At 32.9% G+C, this 15,864-nt stretch carries 12 protein-coding genes; 2 read left to right on the top strand and 10 right to left on the bottom strand.

The window, feature by feature from the left end:
• Positions 1-39: 39 nt before the first annotated feature.
• The 6 genes from pgi to uvrC all read right to left on the bottom strand — a co-directional run bounded on the left by pgi (position 40) and on the right by uvrC (position 9,092).
• Positions 40-1,677 (bottom strand): glucose-6-phosphate isomerase, encoded by a 1,638-nt coding sequence (gene pgi, locus RM520_RS01480; RefSeq protein WP_311386724.1) that lies wholly within the window; start codon positions 1,675-1,677, stop codon positions 40-42.
• Positions 1,643-2,956: a peptidoglycan DD-metalloendopeptidase family protein gene (locus RM520_RS01475; protein WP_311387382.1), complete on the bottom strand. Its 1,314-nt coding sequence runs from the start codon at positions 2,954-2,956 to the stop codon at positions 1,643-1,645. Before RM520_RS01475 ends, pgi begins: the two co-directional genes overlap by 35 nt.
• 4 nt (positions 2,957-2,960) lie before the next feature.
• A complete protein-coding gene (locus RM520_RS01470; RefSeq protein ID WP_311386722.1) occupies positions 2,961-3,926 on the bottom strand; it encodes a tryptophan 2,3-dioxygenase family protein in 966 nt (321 codons plus the stop codon).
• A 9-nt stretch (positions 3,927-3,935) separates the two neighbouring features.
• On the bottom strand, positions 3,936-4,712 hold the full coding sequence (locus RM520_RS01465; RefSeq protein WP_311387381.1) for a DUF3108 domain-containing protein: 777 nt from the start codon (positions 4,710-4,712) through the stop codon (positions 3,936-3,938).
• A 333-nt stretch (positions 4,713-5,045) separates the two neighbouring features.
• Positions 5,046-7,295: a patatin-like phospholipase family protein gene (locus RM520_RS01460; RefSeq protein WP_311386721.1), complete on the bottom strand. Its 2,250-nt coding sequence runs from the start codon at positions 7,293-7,295 to the stop codon at positions 5,046-5,048.
• A 9-nt stretch (positions 7,296-7,304) separates the two neighbouring features.
• The gene (gene uvrC, locus RM520_RS01455; RefSeq protein WP_311386720.1) at positions 7,305-9,092 is read right to left on the bottom strand and encodes an excinuclease ABC subunit UvrC; all 1,788 of its coding nucleotides are present in this window, start codon (positions 9,090-9,092) and stop codon (positions 7,305-7,307) included.
• 536 nt (positions 9,093-9,628) lie between these two features.
• On the opposite strand from uvrC, the gene RM520_RS01450 reads away from it, so the two are divergent.
• On the top strand, positions 9,629-10,189 hold the full coding sequence (locus RM520_RS01450) for a 5-formyltetrahydrofolate cyclo-ligase (RefSeq protein ID WP_311383932.1): 561 nt from the start codon (positions 9,629-9,631) through the stop codon (positions 10,187-10,189).
• On the opposite strand, the gene RM520_RS01445 is transcribed toward RM520_RS01450, so the two are convergent.
• From RM520_RS01445 to ileS, 4 genes are all read right to left on the bottom strand, one after another.
• Complete coding sequence (locus tag RM520_RS01445) at positions 10,186-10,809, bottom strand: lipoprotein signal peptidase (RefSeq protein WP_311383931.1); 624 nt, start codon at positions 10,807-10,809, stop codon at positions 10,186-10,188. The two genes, RM520_RS01450 and RM520_RS01445, sit on opposite strands and share 4 nt — an antisense overlap.
• A gap of 32 nt (positions 10,810-10,841) precedes the next feature.
• The gene (locus RM520_RS01440) at positions 10,842-11,417 is read right to left on the bottom strand and encodes a hypothetical protein (RefSeq protein ID WP_311383930.1); all 576 of its coding nucleotides are present in this window, start codon (positions 11,415-11,417) and stop codon (positions 10,842-10,844) included.
• A gap of 76 nt (positions 11,418-11,493) precedes the next feature.
• Positions 11,494-11,877, bottom strand: a complete 384-nt coding sequence (locus RM520_RS01435; protein WP_311383929.1) for a TraR/DksA family transcriptional regulator — start codon at positions 11,875-11,877, stop codon at positions 11,494-11,496.
• Between the two features lie 3 nt (positions 11,878-11,880).
• Entirely contained in the window at positions 11,881-15,279 is a 3,399-nt protein-coding gene (gene ileS / locus RM520_RS01430; RefSeq protein WP_311386719.1) for an isoleucine--tRNA ligase, read from the bottom strand.
• 170 nt (positions 15,280-15,449) lie between these two features.
• Between ileS and RM520_RS01425 the strand changes: the two genes are divergently transcribed.
• Positions 15,450-15,839 carry a hypothetical protein gene (locus RM520_RS01425; RefSeq protein ID WP_311386718.1) on the top strand — a complete coding sequence of 130 codons (390 nt, stop codon included), beginning with the start codon at positions 15,450-15,452 and terminating at the stop codon, positions 15,837-15,839.
• Positions 15,840-15,864 lie beyond the last annotated feature (25 nt).

Here is a 15,864-nt window from a genome sequence, read left to right as displayed (position 1 = left end):
GAGTGGCCTAAAAATTGTTGAAAATTAAGAAATCATCAATCATTTCTTAAAATATTGCAAAAGACTTAAAGTTGAAGAATCGTGTTTGCTGATTTCGGAATTTTGAATGTCATTGAGCACATTTTTGGCAAGCTGTTTTCCTAGCTCTACACCCCATTGATCGTAACTAAAAATATTCCAAACCACACCTTGTACAAATATTTTGTGTTCGTACAGAGCAATTAATGAGCCCAAAGAGCTAGGTGTTAGTTTGTCGATTAAGATAGTGTTCGTTGGTTTGTTGCCTGTAAATACTTTAAAAGGAATAAGATGTTTTACATCAAATAGGGTTTTACCTGCTGATTTGAATTCTTCTTCAACCTCCACTTTAGTTTTACCATTCATTAATGCCTCAGTTTGAGCAAAAAAATTGGCCATTAATTTATTATGATGATCTACATCGCCATGTAAGGAGTTCTTATACCCAATAAAGTCTGCTGGTATTAGTTTTGTTCCTTGGTGAATTAGCTGAAAAAAGGCATGTTGTGAATTGGTGCCTGGTTCCCCCCAGATGATGGTGCCTGATTCATAATTTATTCGGTTACCAGCTCTATCAACGCTTTTCCCATTACTTTCCATAATACCTTGCTGTAAATAGGCCGAAAAACGACTTAAATATTGTGTGTAAGGTATTATAGCTTCGGTCTCAGCCTTATAAAAATTATTGTACCATATACTTAGTAAGGCTAGTATGACAGGAATATTTTCTGACAACTCAGTTTCTTTAAAATGCAAATCCATTTCATTTGCACCCGAAAGCAAATCATCAAAATTTTTGTAACCAACTGTCAATGCTATTGAAAGCCCAACAGCGCTCCAAAGAGAAAAACGCCCTCCAACCCAATCCCACATTGGGAAAACATTTTCTGAAGAAATTCCAAATTCCGCAATTTTCTCGGTATTGGTAGATACAGCGGCAAAGTGTTTAGCAATATCTTCTTGGTTTGCATGATTTAAGAACCATTTTTTAATTGTGGTAGCGTTACTTAGGGTTTCTTGAGTAGTAAATGTTTTTGATACTACTACAAATAAGGTAGTCTCGGGATCTAACTCTTTAAGAATTTCATGAGTATGATCGCCGTCAACATTGCTAACAAAATGAGATTTCAGGTGATTTTTGTAATACTTAAGAGCTTCAACAACCATTGCTGGCCCCAGGTCTGATCCACCAATACCTATATTTACCACATCAGTAAATTTCTTACCGGTATATCCTTTTTTAGTTCCAGAAATAATACTTTCTGAAAAAGCTCTTATTTTCTCCTTAACTGCATAAACTTCAGGTACTATATTTTCACCTTCAATAGCGATAACATCTTTTTTCTTTGCCCTTAATGCAGTATGCAAAACAGAACGACCTTCAGTTTCATTTATAATTTCACCTGAAAACTGAGCTGAAATTGATTCCTCTAGCTTTAGTTCTTTTGCTAACTGTAATAATAAATCTAAAGTCTCTTGATTAATTCTATTTTTTGAGAAATCAACAAGAAAATCCTTCCATTTTAGTGTGAATTTTTCAGCTCTATTTGGGTCAGATATAAAAAGATTTTTTAGAGTTTGATTTTTGGTTTGTTCAAAATGTGAAGTAAGCTTGGACCAAGCTTTAGTCGTTGTAGGATTGATTTTGGTTAGTGCCATTCTCTTGGTTGAGTGTTATAAGATTTTCATTTTCTTCTTTAATTGGTTCTTCATATTCAATACAATCCAATTGTGATTTTATTGGTTCGATGAAGGCTAAATAATCTGTTTTTAACGAATCAGCAATAGGTTTTGCCGACGGTAGTTTTTCTCTAAGTGGGTCAACTTGTTTGCCATTTTTCCAAAAACGATAACAAACATGAGGCCCTCCTGTGTTGCCGGTCATACCAACCCAACCAATGACATCACCCTGTCTGACATACTCTCCCTTTTTTACCTTCTGAGCTTTCATGTGTAAATATTGAGTGCTGTAAGTTCCGTTATGTTTTATTTTAACATACTTACCATTGCCTCCCCTTCTTCTAGACTCAGTAACAGTTCCATCAGCGGTGGCTACTATAGGTGTGCCAATAGCTGCTGCATAGTCCGTGCCTTTGTGCGGTCGTACTTTGTAACCATAATAAGCAATGCGTCTTCTGAGATTGTATCTTGAAGATAATCGATAGTTGAATTTAATAGGAGCTTTTAAAAAAGTGCTTCTTAAATTATTTGCATCTTGATCAAAGTAGTCTGTAATATTTTTTAACGAATCTGTCACATAAGGAAAAGCATATATCGGTTTCCCCTTGTGTTTAAAAAAAGCAGCTTTAATTGGTTCAACACCAGCATAGATTGAATCACTTATATAACGTTCATTATAAATGATTTTAAATTCATCACCTTTTTCTAACCTAAAAAAATCAATGGTCCAAGCATAAATATCTGCCAAATTTAAAGTGACATTATAATCAACGCCAAGTGAGTCCATATCAATCGACAATGAATTTTTAATTACGCCAGCAATCTCTCGTTGTACATATTTTACTTTCTTTTTACTCTTATAGGCTTGTACGGAATCCCTTAAGTCGACAACAGTATAATTGATACGATCATTTTCATAAATGAATATTTGAGCCTTTTCAGTAGTGTCTTTTGCTTTAAGAATTACATAAGGTTTACCAACTTTAATTCTTTTAACATCAAAGGTATCTTTGTATTCTTCTGCAATCTTTACAATTTTAGGATAGTCCACGTGATTCTGAAGCATTAGTTTTCCAAAACTGTCTCCATTCTTTATAGTGTCGCGAAGCACATCAAATTTTTCTAAGTTGAAACCATAAATCTTTGGAATTGGTTTTTCAACTTTTATTTGAACCAAATTTTTCGAAGAAGTTTTTTCTTCTTTTTTACAAGAAGAAAGTACTATAAATGCCAAAATTATACCCCAATACTTTCGCATATTTTTAATCATTATTCTCTGGGTTGAAAATGTGCTCTACCCACTGTTTTCCCCAATTATCCAGCTCAGTTTCTGTATACAAAGTTGGGAAAAATATTATTTTTTGAAAACTTGGGGGCAAATAGTTTTTCCAATTGGTACCCCCAGTGGCATCAACTGCCGCTTTATCCTTTGATAAATAACGATATGCTGAACCCATATGCATTAATGGCCAATTAACATTTGCATTAATATCAAGATTTTTAAGCGCTTCGATTAACGTTGCGTTTTCCTGGTATGATTTGGGCAAACTAAGATATTTTTCATAAATGGTACTGCCATTAACCTGGTTTGCAATTCTTATTAATCTGGGTGTATATCTATATTCGAATTGTTTAAGGGTTAGTGTTTTTTCACCTGTTTTTTTATCAGTAGCTCCTTTCTTCCAATAAATATGTTCATATAATTCATCAATAGAATCCTCATTAGAATACTTTTCTCTTTCAGTGTGGTGAACCAAATTTTCCATTGGAGTAGCATAGATTTCAAGCATTCTATATTGAGCTGATTGAAAACCACTTGCCGGTAATAATGCCATCCTATATCTTAAAAATTGCTCTCGTTCCATGCCATTTATCATGATACTAAAAGACGAAGTCAAGGCTTGAAAGTAACTATTAATACGATTTGCTTTTGAAATAAAGAAATCTAAATCTTGTGATTTGTCATCAACAATTTGTTTTTCTTCATGAAGAATTAATTTAAAGTATAATTCTGTGATTTGATGGTACATGATGAAGATTTCTTCATCAGGAAAATGCGTACGCGGGACCTGAAGACTTAGTAAGGTGTCTAAATGTATATAATCCCAATAAGTTAGGTAGCGTTGATAAAGTAATCCGTCTAAATAAGAACTTAAGTCTTGACCGGAGTTTTTAAATTTTTCTTCAAGCTTGTTGATTTGGGACTCAATTAGCTCATCTTTCTTCATTAGTATTGATCAATCCATAATTATTTTGAACTGATTTTTAAGACCGTTATAACCATCTAAATCGGCTTTGATTGAACCAACAGCTAAATCTGCCTTAATCCGAATGGGAATCTTATTTAAATCGTTCGATACCCACAAAGTTAAGCTTTCTTGTTCTTTAAAGACACGCCCAGATTGTACATAAGGTCTAAATTTTAAACATTCAACCTTACCATATTTAGTTTTTACAATTTCTTTACCCAAAAATTTTAATTTAAATTGATAAACTCCATCGTCATCATAGAGCATATCCATTACGATACTTTCACCTTCAACTAAATCTTCAACAGCATAATTATTCCTTAGATGGTATGCTCCCGATAATAAATCTTGCACTTTATTGTCAATTTCAAAACCAAATTCCTTATTATTCTTTTTATCAACTAGTAGGGCTTTATTTTCATCATAATCAAAGTTGATTTCCATATCCTTGGTATACCCACCTTCGTCTATCTTTCTAATAAACTTATAGGGCTTGTTATCATAACGCCCAAAATAACTTTCGTAAGTATCATCAACTTTAAAGAACAATCGTGCTAAGCCAGTAGTTTTGCCTTTTCCGATGACATGGAAAACAGGTATCGAATCTAATTTATCAGATTCTAGTTTTAGTGTTGCAAAACTGGCATTAAAAACTCCATAATGAATTCTAAATTTTAGCCATTCACCAGACTTATAAGCATTATTTTTTTGCCCAGAAGCGGCAATCGTTATGCAGCAAAAAATAAAAACAACCAATCTTTTCATAGCAATTGTATTCATGTAAAATTATTAAAAAGCCGTTTAGCTCAAACTGTTTAACAATTAATTAAACAAAAGTTATTCCAAAGTATTGTACAAAAAAAAGCCCCGATGTTCTCATCAGGGCTTTTCCTAAATAACCAACCAAACTTTAAATTATGAAAAACCAATACTTAAAGTTAAGAGGGAACCACCCCTCTTGCAATACAAATATAGGCTGGTATTTGATGCGCATTCTTGCTTTTAACCAACTTTAACTAAGAATGCGTTTTATTTTGAATCTCTTAATAAAAGATGTTATTTATTTAAGAAAAAACTAAGAAATTTTTAAGGTACAGCCTAAAACCAGTAGCCCACGCTAAAGAAAAAATTACCCTCATCTAGCTGAGGTGTCCAAGAATAATATACTTGAACAGGACCAATAAATGATTCTAAACCATAACCAACCCCATACCCTGAAAAATCAGGTGTTGTAAACCATTCTCCCGTTCTAAATAAATCATCGGCAATATTGGCAATGTTAGCAGTAAATAGCAAATGGTTTTTGGGTGCTATTTCATAGTCCAACCTAGTGTAGGCTTTTACATAACTGTTACCGGGAAGGCTTAAAAAATCATAACCAAAAAATGGAATAAAATTATTGATTGGATTGTTGCCAAAACCGCCTAATACGAAATCAAACGATGTAACACTTGAGGTGCCCAGCTTAAAACCACCTTCAGTTTCTATATTGATAGATAAGTCTGAAAAAATTGATAGAGCGGTTCCCATTCTGGCCTTGGCAATTGAAAATTCTTTAAAATTATTATTGAAATCGGACGATAAAAGATAAAAATGAAAATCTCCATCAAAAAACAATCCTTTTGTTGGAAAGTACTTATCATCATAGGTGTCAAATGTTAGTCTACCATAAGTGCTAAAGAAGTGGCTATCTTCGAAAAAAGTTCGGTTACCTTCCGTTGGGCGAAAATTCTCATCAATTTCTGGTAGTGAATTGTTGATTGTTCTTGTACTGTATCTTAATAGTTTATGTTCAAGACCAAGACTAAAAGCAAATTCTTCTCGCAATACGGTTTGAATGTATAATTGATTGGTGAAATCTGTAACATCTAGACTTATTTCACCAATATTTGGGTCATCTAATACTTCAAAATTGCTGCGTATTAAATCAAATTCAATTTCTTGATCAAAATCATTAAACATTGAATTAATTCCAAAACTCCAATAAAAACCCTTATCAACATAATATTGCATATTATAACGAACATGGTCACCTAAAATTAAATCGAAAGATGCAACATCGTCTTTCAATAAAAAGTTTTTTCTAGTAAGATTTATTAGTGCCGCGCTTTTATACAAATCGTCATAATGAGCCCCCATTTTAATAAACATCTTTGTGGGTTTTTCTTTGAGTTTCAATATCAAATCTGTTCCTAATCCATTAGAAATTAATTTATACCGTATTGCTTTAAAATTACCTGTAGCTGCAAGATTATTAATTCCTCTTTTGAGTTTGCTAAAAGAAATTTCATTCGCAAGATTGAATCGGAGTTTACCTTTTATATAGCCTCTTGTATAAGTCTCATTACCTTTTATTATAAGCCTATTAATAATTAGGCTATCAGAAGTGTGAAAGCGAGGATTTTTAGTATTTTTTTTAGTTGTTTTTGCTCCAATAGCTTTAAGTTCTTCTAGTCTTTTTTCTGCAGCAATTTTTCCGCTTTCTATTATTTCTGCTCCTTTTTCAAATGCGATTACTGAAAAGTCTTCAATATTTGGTTTGATATAAATATCTGTTTTGGCTTTTTTGGTAATCATATCATTCACCGTACGATAGTTATTTATTTGCAGCAGAATTTCAGTAGCTGATGACAGTGCTTCTCTATTAGATAATTCATCTTGAACATCAACACCTATTACTAAATCTGCACCTAATGCCTTTACTTCGTCAATGGGATAGTTATTGACTACACCGCCATCAATTAAAATGTTTCCGTCAACCTCTGCTGGTTCAAAAAGAGATGGAAATGTTCCACTCGCCATAATGGCTTCTGGTAAATATCCATCATTAAGTAAAACAGCTTCACCAGTCTCAACATTAGTTGCAATACATAAAAAAGGAATAGGTAATTTGTTGAAATCATCTACATCTTTTACATGGTATAAAAGGCGAACAAATTCATTATATATGTTTTGTCCTCCGGAAATAGCTTGAGGAAAAGAAACTTTAAAATTGTCGAAAGGAAGCCCTAAAGCATACCGTTCTGAATCATCTTTTTCGTAAAATGTTTTGGCCCCTCGAGGCACGTTATCTTGAATTAATTTTGAAAAATCTGTTGCTTTAAAAATTGAATCCAATTCACTTGCAGAATATCCCGAGGCGTACAAAGCACCGACAATAGCACCCATGCTTGTTCCGCCGATATAGTCAATTTCTATACCTGCATCTTCAATTACTTTAAGAGCCCCAATATGCGCTAGCCCTTTTGCACCTCCGCCGCTAAGAACCAGGCCTATTTTGGGTTCTTCTTGAGAAAAAAGATTGCTTATAATAAACAATAAAACTAATTGGATAATTTTTTTGTTCATAGCTAATTATTAGTGAAAGGCTTCAAAAACCTTCTTTGCTTTTGCCATTCCGATTGACCTTGCTAAGGTATCAATTGAAGCCTCTTTTACTCGCTTAACTGATTTAAATTCTTTTAATAAAAGTTCAATTGTTTTACCTCCAATACCCTCAATTTGTTCTAATTCTGAATTTATAGCTTTTGAACTGCGCTTATTTCTATGAAAAGTGATGCCAAAACGATGAGCTTCGTTACGTAATTGTTGTATTATCCGAAGTGATTCTGATTTTTTATCTAAATACAGAGGAATAGGATCTTCAGGAAAATAAATCTCTTCTAATCTTTTGGCTATGCCAATAATGGCAACTTTACCCCTCAACCCCAAAATATCTAAACTTTTTACGGCAGAAGAGAGTTGCCCTTTTCCGCCATCAATAACTATAAGCTGGGGTAAAGGCTCCGCTTCATTAAGTAATCTCTTGTAACGCCTAAATACTACTTCTTCCATTGATGCAAAATCATCTGGACCGATAACAGTTTTGATATTAAAATGACGATATTCTTTTTTTGCCGGTTTGCCATTTTTAAAAACAACACAAGCAGCTACCGGATTACTACCTTGAATATTAGAATTATCAAAGCATTCGATATGCGTTGGTTCTTTAGAAAGTCTTAAATCAGCCTTCATTTGAGCCATTATTCTTTTAGTATGCCTATCGGGATCAGTTATTTTTATTTGTTTGAAACGTTCTTGCCTAAAGAACTTCGCGTTTCTTGTTGAAAGGTCAAGTAACTTGCGTTTATCACCCAACTTCGGAACTGTTATTTTCAAGTTCTCATCAATTTTAACCACAAATGGTAAATAAAGTTCTTTTGAATTTGAATTAAAGCGATTTCTTATTTCGATTACTGCGAGTCTCAGTAATTCTTCATCACTTTCATCTAACTTTTTCTTTATTTCTAAGGTATGAGATCTTATAATTGACCCATTAGAAACTTGTAAGAAATTGATATAGCCATGAGTTTCATCTGTAAAAATTGAAAAGACATCAACATCACTAATCTTAGGATTTACGATGGTAGATTTAACTTTGTAGTTCTCTAAAACTTCAATCTTTTCTTTGATTATTTGTGCTTTTTCAAACTCCATTTCTCGGGCGTAAATTTTCATCTGGTGCTTGAAATAACTCAATGAACTTTTGAAATTACCTTTTATGATAAGCCTTATATCTTCAATTTGTCTATGATATTCTTTCTCTGATTGTAGATTTTCACAAGGTCCTTTGCAATTACCTAAATGAAATTCTAAACAACGCTTATATTTTCCTGATTTAATTTTTTCAAGAGAAAGATCATAATTACAAGTGCGAAGCGGGTAAACACTTTTAACAAGATCTAATAGTGTTTTAACCGTTTTCATACTAGTGTATGGGCCAAAATACTCCGACCCGTCTTTAATTAGTTTTCTAGTAGGGAATATTCTTGGAAACCTCTCATTTTTTATACAAATCCAAGGATAGGTTTTATCATCACGCAATAAAACATTGTATCTCGGCTGATTTTTTTTGATTAGACTATTCTCTAACAATAAGGCATCAGATTCATTGGCTACAACAATGTGTTTTATTGAATTGATTTTTTTCACTAATACCCTTGTTTTACCATAATCATGGTTTTTGGTGAAATACGAGGAGACTCTTTTTTTGAGATTTTTAGCCTTGCCTACATAAAGTATTTTGCCATCAGTATCATAAAACTGATACACACCAGGATTATTTGGTAATGAACTTAATTGAACTTCAATAGATAAGTCAGACATAAATGCTGCTCATTTTTTTGGTAGAAATTAAAATTACTATTTTAATTTCTTAGCACGGTCTAATATTACTATTACGAAATTATTTTTTTAGAATTTTTGGATTAAGAATTTTTCAATTGTGATTAAAATAAATCAAGATTTGACAATTTATTAATTCAAAAATTGAAGAATTGATTGATTTTATAACAGGTTATATTATTCGCATAGGATTTTTTCAAAATTAAGAGGGTCAGAAACAAAAATGTAAACTATTGAAAGATAAATAGATATGGCATTAAATGTTTTTGACACAATACTTTTTAGTTAAATTTCTCTCAAAAAAGTGCATTTCACCGATAAAAACACGCCTTTCAAGGAATTAATTGATGATATTTTCTTAACTTTAGCTTTTAAATTAATTAAATCATGGAAAACTACGTATTAGTTTTAGGGATGTATTTAATTTTGATGCTATTTTTTAAAATTTATTACGCAATTTCTAGTCGTGATTAATATGTAGCTTAAAATTCCCCTAGAACGAAGATTGTTCAAAATAAATGCTTAAGAGTCAGCTTAGATTAGTTTACAAAGACAAAAGAAAGTCTTTTTCATCTGATTTTATTTACGACTGTAGTATAAAAATCTCAAATATGGTATTAAAACTACCTATTTGGGACTTTTCTTTTTACCACACATTCCTCTCAATTAATACCCTTAAAGAAGTTGATTCTTCATTCCTTATTACAGTTTTACAAGGAAAGGATAAAAACATTATAATACCTAGGACAGTTTCTTCAACAGAATTAAAACACTATTTATTAACTGATAGTACTAGGCTAAGATTAAATAAGCTAAATATTCCTGAACCTATTGATGGTATTGAGATAAAGGAAGATAAGATTGACGTGGTATTTATTCCTTTGCTGGCTTATGACAAAAATGGGAATCGAGTAGGTTACGGCAAGGGGTATTATGATATTTTCTTAGCACAATGTAAACCAGAAGTAGTTAAAATAGGTCTTTCTTTTTTTGAACCTGAAAATGAAATAAAAGATATTAATTATAATGACATTTCATTAGACTACTGTGTAACCCCCAATAATATTTATAAGTTTTAAATTTTAGATTTTGAAAAGGCCTTTTTGTTAAAAAAGATAAGTATTCCTACTCCAGTGCTTATTGCCGTATCAGCTACATTAAAAATAGGATCAAAAAAGGAAAAATTATTGCCTCCAAAAAATGGAACCCAAGAGGGCCAAGTAGCATTTTGAATTATAGGAAAGTAAAGCATATCTACTACTTTTCCATAAAATAGTCTGCCATAAGGTTGATCAGAAAATAGAGTAGCTACTTCATTATAACTTTCATTGAAAATTGCTCCATAAAAAATCGAGTCAATTATGTTTCCGAATGCTCCTGCAAAAATTAGAGAAACTGCTAATATTAAAACTTTGGGAGCGTTTTTTTGAATGATATCATATAACCAATAACCGATGCCGCAAATAGCGAATAATCTAAATACTGTTAAGAATAGTTTTCCAGCTGAATCAGAAATTGGTAATAAGTCACTGAGTTTAGTTCCCCATGCGGCGCCTTCATTTTCAATAAATAAAATTTTGAACCAACTAAATACCTCCACTGAGTCTTGATACACAAAATGTGTTTTTACATATATTTTACTGATTTGGTCTATCAATAATATGATAATGATTAAAAGAAGGGATTTTTTGAGACTCATTTTTTAACTATCAAAGGGCAAAAATAACCATATTATTCGGTTTTATTCAGCTCTATATTACCTTGAACAGAATTCAAGATATAACTTGATTCTCCTTGAGGAATTTTATTCTTACTTACTTCTCCATAATTGCTGTTAGCTTTAATGGTGCCACTTTCAGCAATTACCATGATATTTCCATTTTGTGTTTTAACCTCGGTTTTCTTTGTGACATTTTTTAAAATACAATCACCATCGGCAAGAGTTATTTTTAATCTGTTGTATTTACCTGTGGCATTAACGTTAGAATTGGTTCCAAAAAGTTGAATGTTAGCATAGATTGGAATAGTAATATACAAAGCAATAGAAACTTCTTCAAGAGCATTTAATTTGTCATTTGGCATTATAAAATTGGGTAAAAACCCAGCACTCACAAATACGTCATTACCTTTTTCTTCAATTTTGACTACTAAATCTTTTAGATATTCTCCCTCTATCGATGCTATTACTTGAAGTTGCTTGGAAGAAGAGGTTTTTAAATCTACTTGAAAGCAATTATTAGTATCAATATAGATATTTTGATTAACTGGATTTTCAATTACTTTTTGAACAATCTTTTGTCCGCACATTAGTTGTGACCACCAAAAAAACAAAACAAAAAAAATAGAAGCTTTCATAACAAAAAAACGCCCTAAGGCGTTTCTCTTATTTCTGCATATTTTTGGCCTCAATACTTAGTGTAGCATGAGGCACGAGCTTTAAACGTTCTTTATTGATGAGTTTACCTGTCACACGACAGATGCCATAAGTCTTATTTTCAATTCGGAGCAAAGCATTTTTCAAATCTCTAATAAACTTTTCTTGTCTAATAGCAAGTTGTGTATTTGCTTCTTTACTCATGGTTTCTGAACCTTCTTCAAACGCCTTAAATGTAGGCGAGGTATCATCAGTACCATTGTTACCATCATTCATATAAGAACTTTTTAAAAGTTCAAGATGAGTATTTGCTTTTATTATTTTTTCTTCAATTAAAGTCTTGAATTCACCTAGGTCTTTGTCTGAGTATCTAACTTTTAAATCTTGAGCCATTTTTTAATGTTTTTGGATAAACAATTTAGTGTTCACATCATCGAAGGCAATTTCCTTACCTTCTTTTAAATTATCTTCATAATTAAGTTCAGCGATTAGAGTTTCACTTTTTAAATATTGTTCGTTGTTAGCAATCGCTTTTTCAATTATACCATCTCTCTGTATGCTTAAGTCAATCTTGTCAGTGACTTCAAATCCAGATTCTTTTCTAAGGTTTTGAATTCTATTCACTAACTCTCTCGCAATACCTTCATTTTTAAGGCTTTCATTAATAGTAACATCGAGTGCAACAGTTAACGAACCAGAGCTCGCTACCAGCCAACCTTCAATATCTTGAGAGGTTATTTCTACATCTGACAACTGTAAAATAATACTTTTATTATCTATTAGTACTGTTAATTCGCCTTGTTGTTCGATTTTTTGGATGTCTTCCTGTTCAAGTTGATTTATGGCAGTTGAAATAACCTTCATGTCTTTGCCAAATTTTGGGCCAAGAGCCTTAAAATTAGGTTTGATTTGTTTGACCAATATATCAGAAGCGTCATCCATTAATTCGATTTCTTTAACGTTCACTTCGGATTTAATCAAATCAGCAACAGCTTTAATTTCATTACGCTGGTAGTTATTAAGTACTGGCACCATTATTTTTTGCAAAGGCTGTCGTACTTTTATTTTTTCTTTTTGGCGGATAGAAAGCACTAAGGATGAAATCTTTTGTGCAGTTTGCATTTTATTTTCTAGGCTTGTGTTTACTATTGCCTTATCAAACTCGGGAAAATTTGCTAGGTGTACGCTTTCAAAACCTTCCATGTTAGTTACCTCGTCCAAATCTTTATATAAGCTATCCATAAAAAATGGAGCAATTGGAGCAGATAACTTCGCAATAGTTAGTAGACAAGTATACAGCGTTTGGTAAGCGGAAATTTTATCGTGTTGATAATCGCCTTTCCAAAATCTTCTTCGGCTTAAACGAACGTACCAGTTACTTAAATTTTCTTGGACGAAATCAGAAATAGCCCTTGCAGCTCGAGTGGGTTCGTAATCATTAAAGGCATCATCAACTTTTTTAATAACCGTGTTTAATTCGGATAAAATCCATTGGTCTAGTTCTGGTCTATCCTTTAAAGCTATTTCGTTCTCTTTATAACCGAAACCATCAATATTGGCATAAAGTGAAAAGAAAGAATATGTATTATAAAGCGTTCCAAAAAATTTACGCTTTACCTCAGCAATACCTTCGACATCAAATTTTAAATTATCCCAAGGATTTGCATTAGAAATCATATACCAACGTGTTGCGTCAGCTCCATGTTCTGGTATGGTTTCAAATGGGTCAACAGCATTGCCTAAACGTTTAGACATTTTTTTACCCTCTTTGTCTAATACTAATCCATTAGAAACTACATTTTTATAAGCAACAGAATCAAAAACCATTGTACCTATGGCGTGCAGCGTATAAAACCAACCTCTAGTTTGGTCTACACCTTCTGCAATAAAATCAGCAGGGAAGGTTTCTGAGTTGTCAATAAAGTTTTTATTTTCAAAAGGGTAGTGCCATTGCGCATAAGGCATTGAACCACTATCAAACCAAACGTCAATAAGGTCAGCTTCCCTTTTCATTGGTTTACCTGAAGCAGAAACCAAAGTAATTTGATCAACTATATTCTTATGTAAATCTATTTTGTCATAATTGGCTTCAGTCATATCACCAACTATAAAATCTTCAAATATATCTTTCTCTAAAACATTAGCCTCGATGGCTTTGGTCATTTCTAATTTTAATTCAGCAACAGAACCAATCATTTTTTGTTCACTACCGTCTTCTGTTCTCCAAATTGGTAATGGAATTCCCCAATACCGTGACCGTGATAGATTCCAGTCGTTTGCGTTCGCTAACCAGTTACCAAAACGACCTTCACCAGTAGATTTAGGTTTCCAATTAATGGTTTCATTCAACTCAAACATTCGATTTTTGACATCCGTAACCTTGATAAACCATGAATCTAACGGATAGTATAAAATTGGTTTATCTGTGCGCCAACAATTTGGGTAACTGTGCAGATATTTTTCAACCTTAAAAGCTTTGTTCTCTTCTTTTAGTTTAATGGCTAGTTCAACATCTATAGAACGTTCAGGAGCTTTACCATCATCATAGTATTCGTTTTTCACATACTTACCAGCAAATTCTTTTAATTCTGGTCTAAACTTACCTTGTAAATCCACTAAAGGAACTGGATTTTTATTTTCATCCAACACCAATAATGGTGGAATTTCTGGTGAAGCTTGTTTAGCAACAAGCGCATCATCTGCACCAAAAGTAGGAGCTGTATGTACGATACCGGTTCCATCTTCGGTAGTTACAAAGTCTCCTGCTATTACACGAAAGGCATTTTCAGGATTCTCATATGGAGAAGCATAATCTATTAACTGCTCGTATCTAATTTCTAATAAATCAGAACCTTTACATTCCGTAGCAATTAAATATGGTATTTTCTTGTCTTCTTTTGAATAGCTAGAAAGTACTTCAACATCTTCTGTTTGTTCATACTTTCCTGCAAACTGCTTTCCAACCAAATTTTTAGCCAGAATCACATGAATTGGCTCAAAAGTATACTGATTATAGGTTGCAACCACCACGTAATCAATTTTAGAACCTACGGTTAATGCTGTATTACTGGGCAAGGTCCATGGAGTAGTTGTCCAAGCAAGAAAATGCAGATGGTCAAAACGTTTTAAAAACTCAGGCAAAGAAACTTCAACCGCTTTAAATTGCGCAGTAACAGTAGTGTCTGTTACATCTTGATACGTCCCTGGCTGGTTTAACTCATGTGAGCTTAATCCAGTTCCAGCTTTGGGAGAATATGGCTGAATGGTATAGCCCTTATAAATTAATCCTTTGTTATAAATCTGTTTTAGTAACCACCAAACAGACTCCATGTATTTAGACTTATAGGTAATGTAAGGATCATCCATATCGACCCAGTACCCTACTTTCTCCGTCATTTCATTCCAGACATCCGTATAACGCATTACTGCTTTTTTACAAGCGTCATTGTATGCCTCCACAGATATTTTAGAACCAATATCTTCTTTTGTAATACCAAGTTCCTTTTCAACTCCTAGTTCAATAGGCAAACCATGAGTATCCCAACCTGCTTTCCGTTTAACTTGAAACCCTTTCATCGTTTTATACCGCGGAAAAATATCCTTAATAGTACGCGCCATAACATGATGTATTCCGGGCATTCCGTTTGCCGAAGGTGGTCCTTCATAAAAAACATAGCTGGGCTTACCTTCACGAGTACTTACACTCTTTTCGAAGATGTTGTTTTCTTTCCAATAGTTCAAAATTTCTTCTGATACTTTGGGCAGGTTTAATCCTTTATATTCTGCAAACTTCATAAAGCGTTATCCTTCTGGATTTACAAGGGTGCAAAAATAAAAATTTAGACGGAATTAGGTAGTATTCAGTGACCTAAAAGATAAAAGCTGTGTCTTAAAAGTATGATTTACGTCTAAATTATGTTTTGAGACGTAGATAACTATAATAATAAACACTAAATACAATTTAAATGAAAAAAGTATTATTAGCCGTTTTGGCATTGTCATTAACAACTTCAGTATTTGTTTCTTGTAAAGATGCTGCTAAGAAAGCTGAAGAAGCAACTGAGAGTGCAGCTGAAACACTTGAGGAAGCAGGCAGCGATTTAAAAGAAGCTGGTGAAAACGCAGTTGACAAAGTAAAAGAAGCTGGCGAAGATGTTAAAGAATCTGGTGAACAAGCTATAGATAGTATCAAAGCTGCTGGCGAAGGAGCGATGGATAAAGCAAAAGAAATGGGAGAAGATGCTAAAGAAGCTGGTTCTGATGCTTTAGATAAGGCAAAAGAAATGGGTAATGATGCGAAAGCAGCTGTTGAAAAAACAGCGGAAGATGCTAAAAACGCTGTTGACCATAAATAAGTTAATGCACCCCACAATAACTTAG

Origin of the sequence: Croceitalea vernalis (assembly GCF_031846405.1) — a bacterium.
Classification (GTDB): Bacteria; Bacteroidota; Bacteroidia; order Flavobacteriales; family Flavobacteriaceae; genus Croceitalea; species Croceitalea vernalis.
Note: the sequence above shows the minus strand (reverse complement) of the source record. Positions and strands in the feature narration are given on the sequence as shown.

Bases quoted from the DNA above. Each gene is read 5' to 3' on its own strand.
- pgi (WP_311386724.1), bottom strand. From the start codon at position 1,677: ATGGCACTAACCAAAATCAATCCTACAACGACTAAAGCTTGGTCCAAG.
- RM520_RS01475 (WP_311387382.1), bottom strand. From the start codon at position 2,956: ATGCGAAAGTATTGGGGTATAATTTTGGCATTTATAGTACTTTCTTCT.
- RM520_RS01470 (WP_311386722.1), bottom strand. From the start codon at position 3,926: ATGAAGAAAGATGAGCTAATTGAGTCCCAAATCAACAAGCTTGAAGAA.
- RM520_RS01465 (WP_311387381.1), bottom strand. From the start codon at position 4,712: ATGAAAAGATTGGTTGTTTTTATTTTTTGCTGCATAACGATTGCCGCT.
- RM520_RS01460 (WP_311386721.1), bottom strand. From the start codon at position 7,295: ATGAACAAAAAAATTATCCAATTAGTTTTATTGTTTATTATAAGCAAT.
- uvrC (WP_311386720.1), bottom strand. From the start codon at position 9,092: ATGTCTGACTTATCTATTGAAGTTCAATTAAGTTCATTACCAAATAAT.
- RM520_RS01450 (WP_311383932.1), top strand. From the start codon at position 9,629: ATGCTTAAGAGTCAGCTTAGATTAGTTTACAAAGACAAAAGAAAGTCT.
- RM520_RS01445 (WP_311383931.1), bottom strand. From the start codon at position 10,809: ATGAGTCTCAAAAAATCCCTTCTTTTAATCATTATCATATTATTGATA.
- RM520_RS01440 (WP_311383930.1), bottom strand. From the start codon at position 11,417: ATGTGCGGACAAAAGATTGTTCAAAAAGTAATTGAAAATCCAGTTAAT.
- RM520_RS01435 (WP_311383929.1), bottom strand. From the start codon at position 11,877: ATGGCTCAAGATTTAAAAGTTAGATACTCAGACAAAGACCTAGGTGAA.
- ileS (WP_311386719.1), bottom strand. From the start codon at position 15,279: ATGAAGTTTGCAGAATATAAAGGATTAAACCTGCCCAAAGTATCAGAA.
- RM520_RS01425 (WP_311386718.1), top strand. From the start codon at position 15,450: ATGAAAAAAGTATTATTAGCCGTTTTGGCATTGTCATTAACAACTTCA.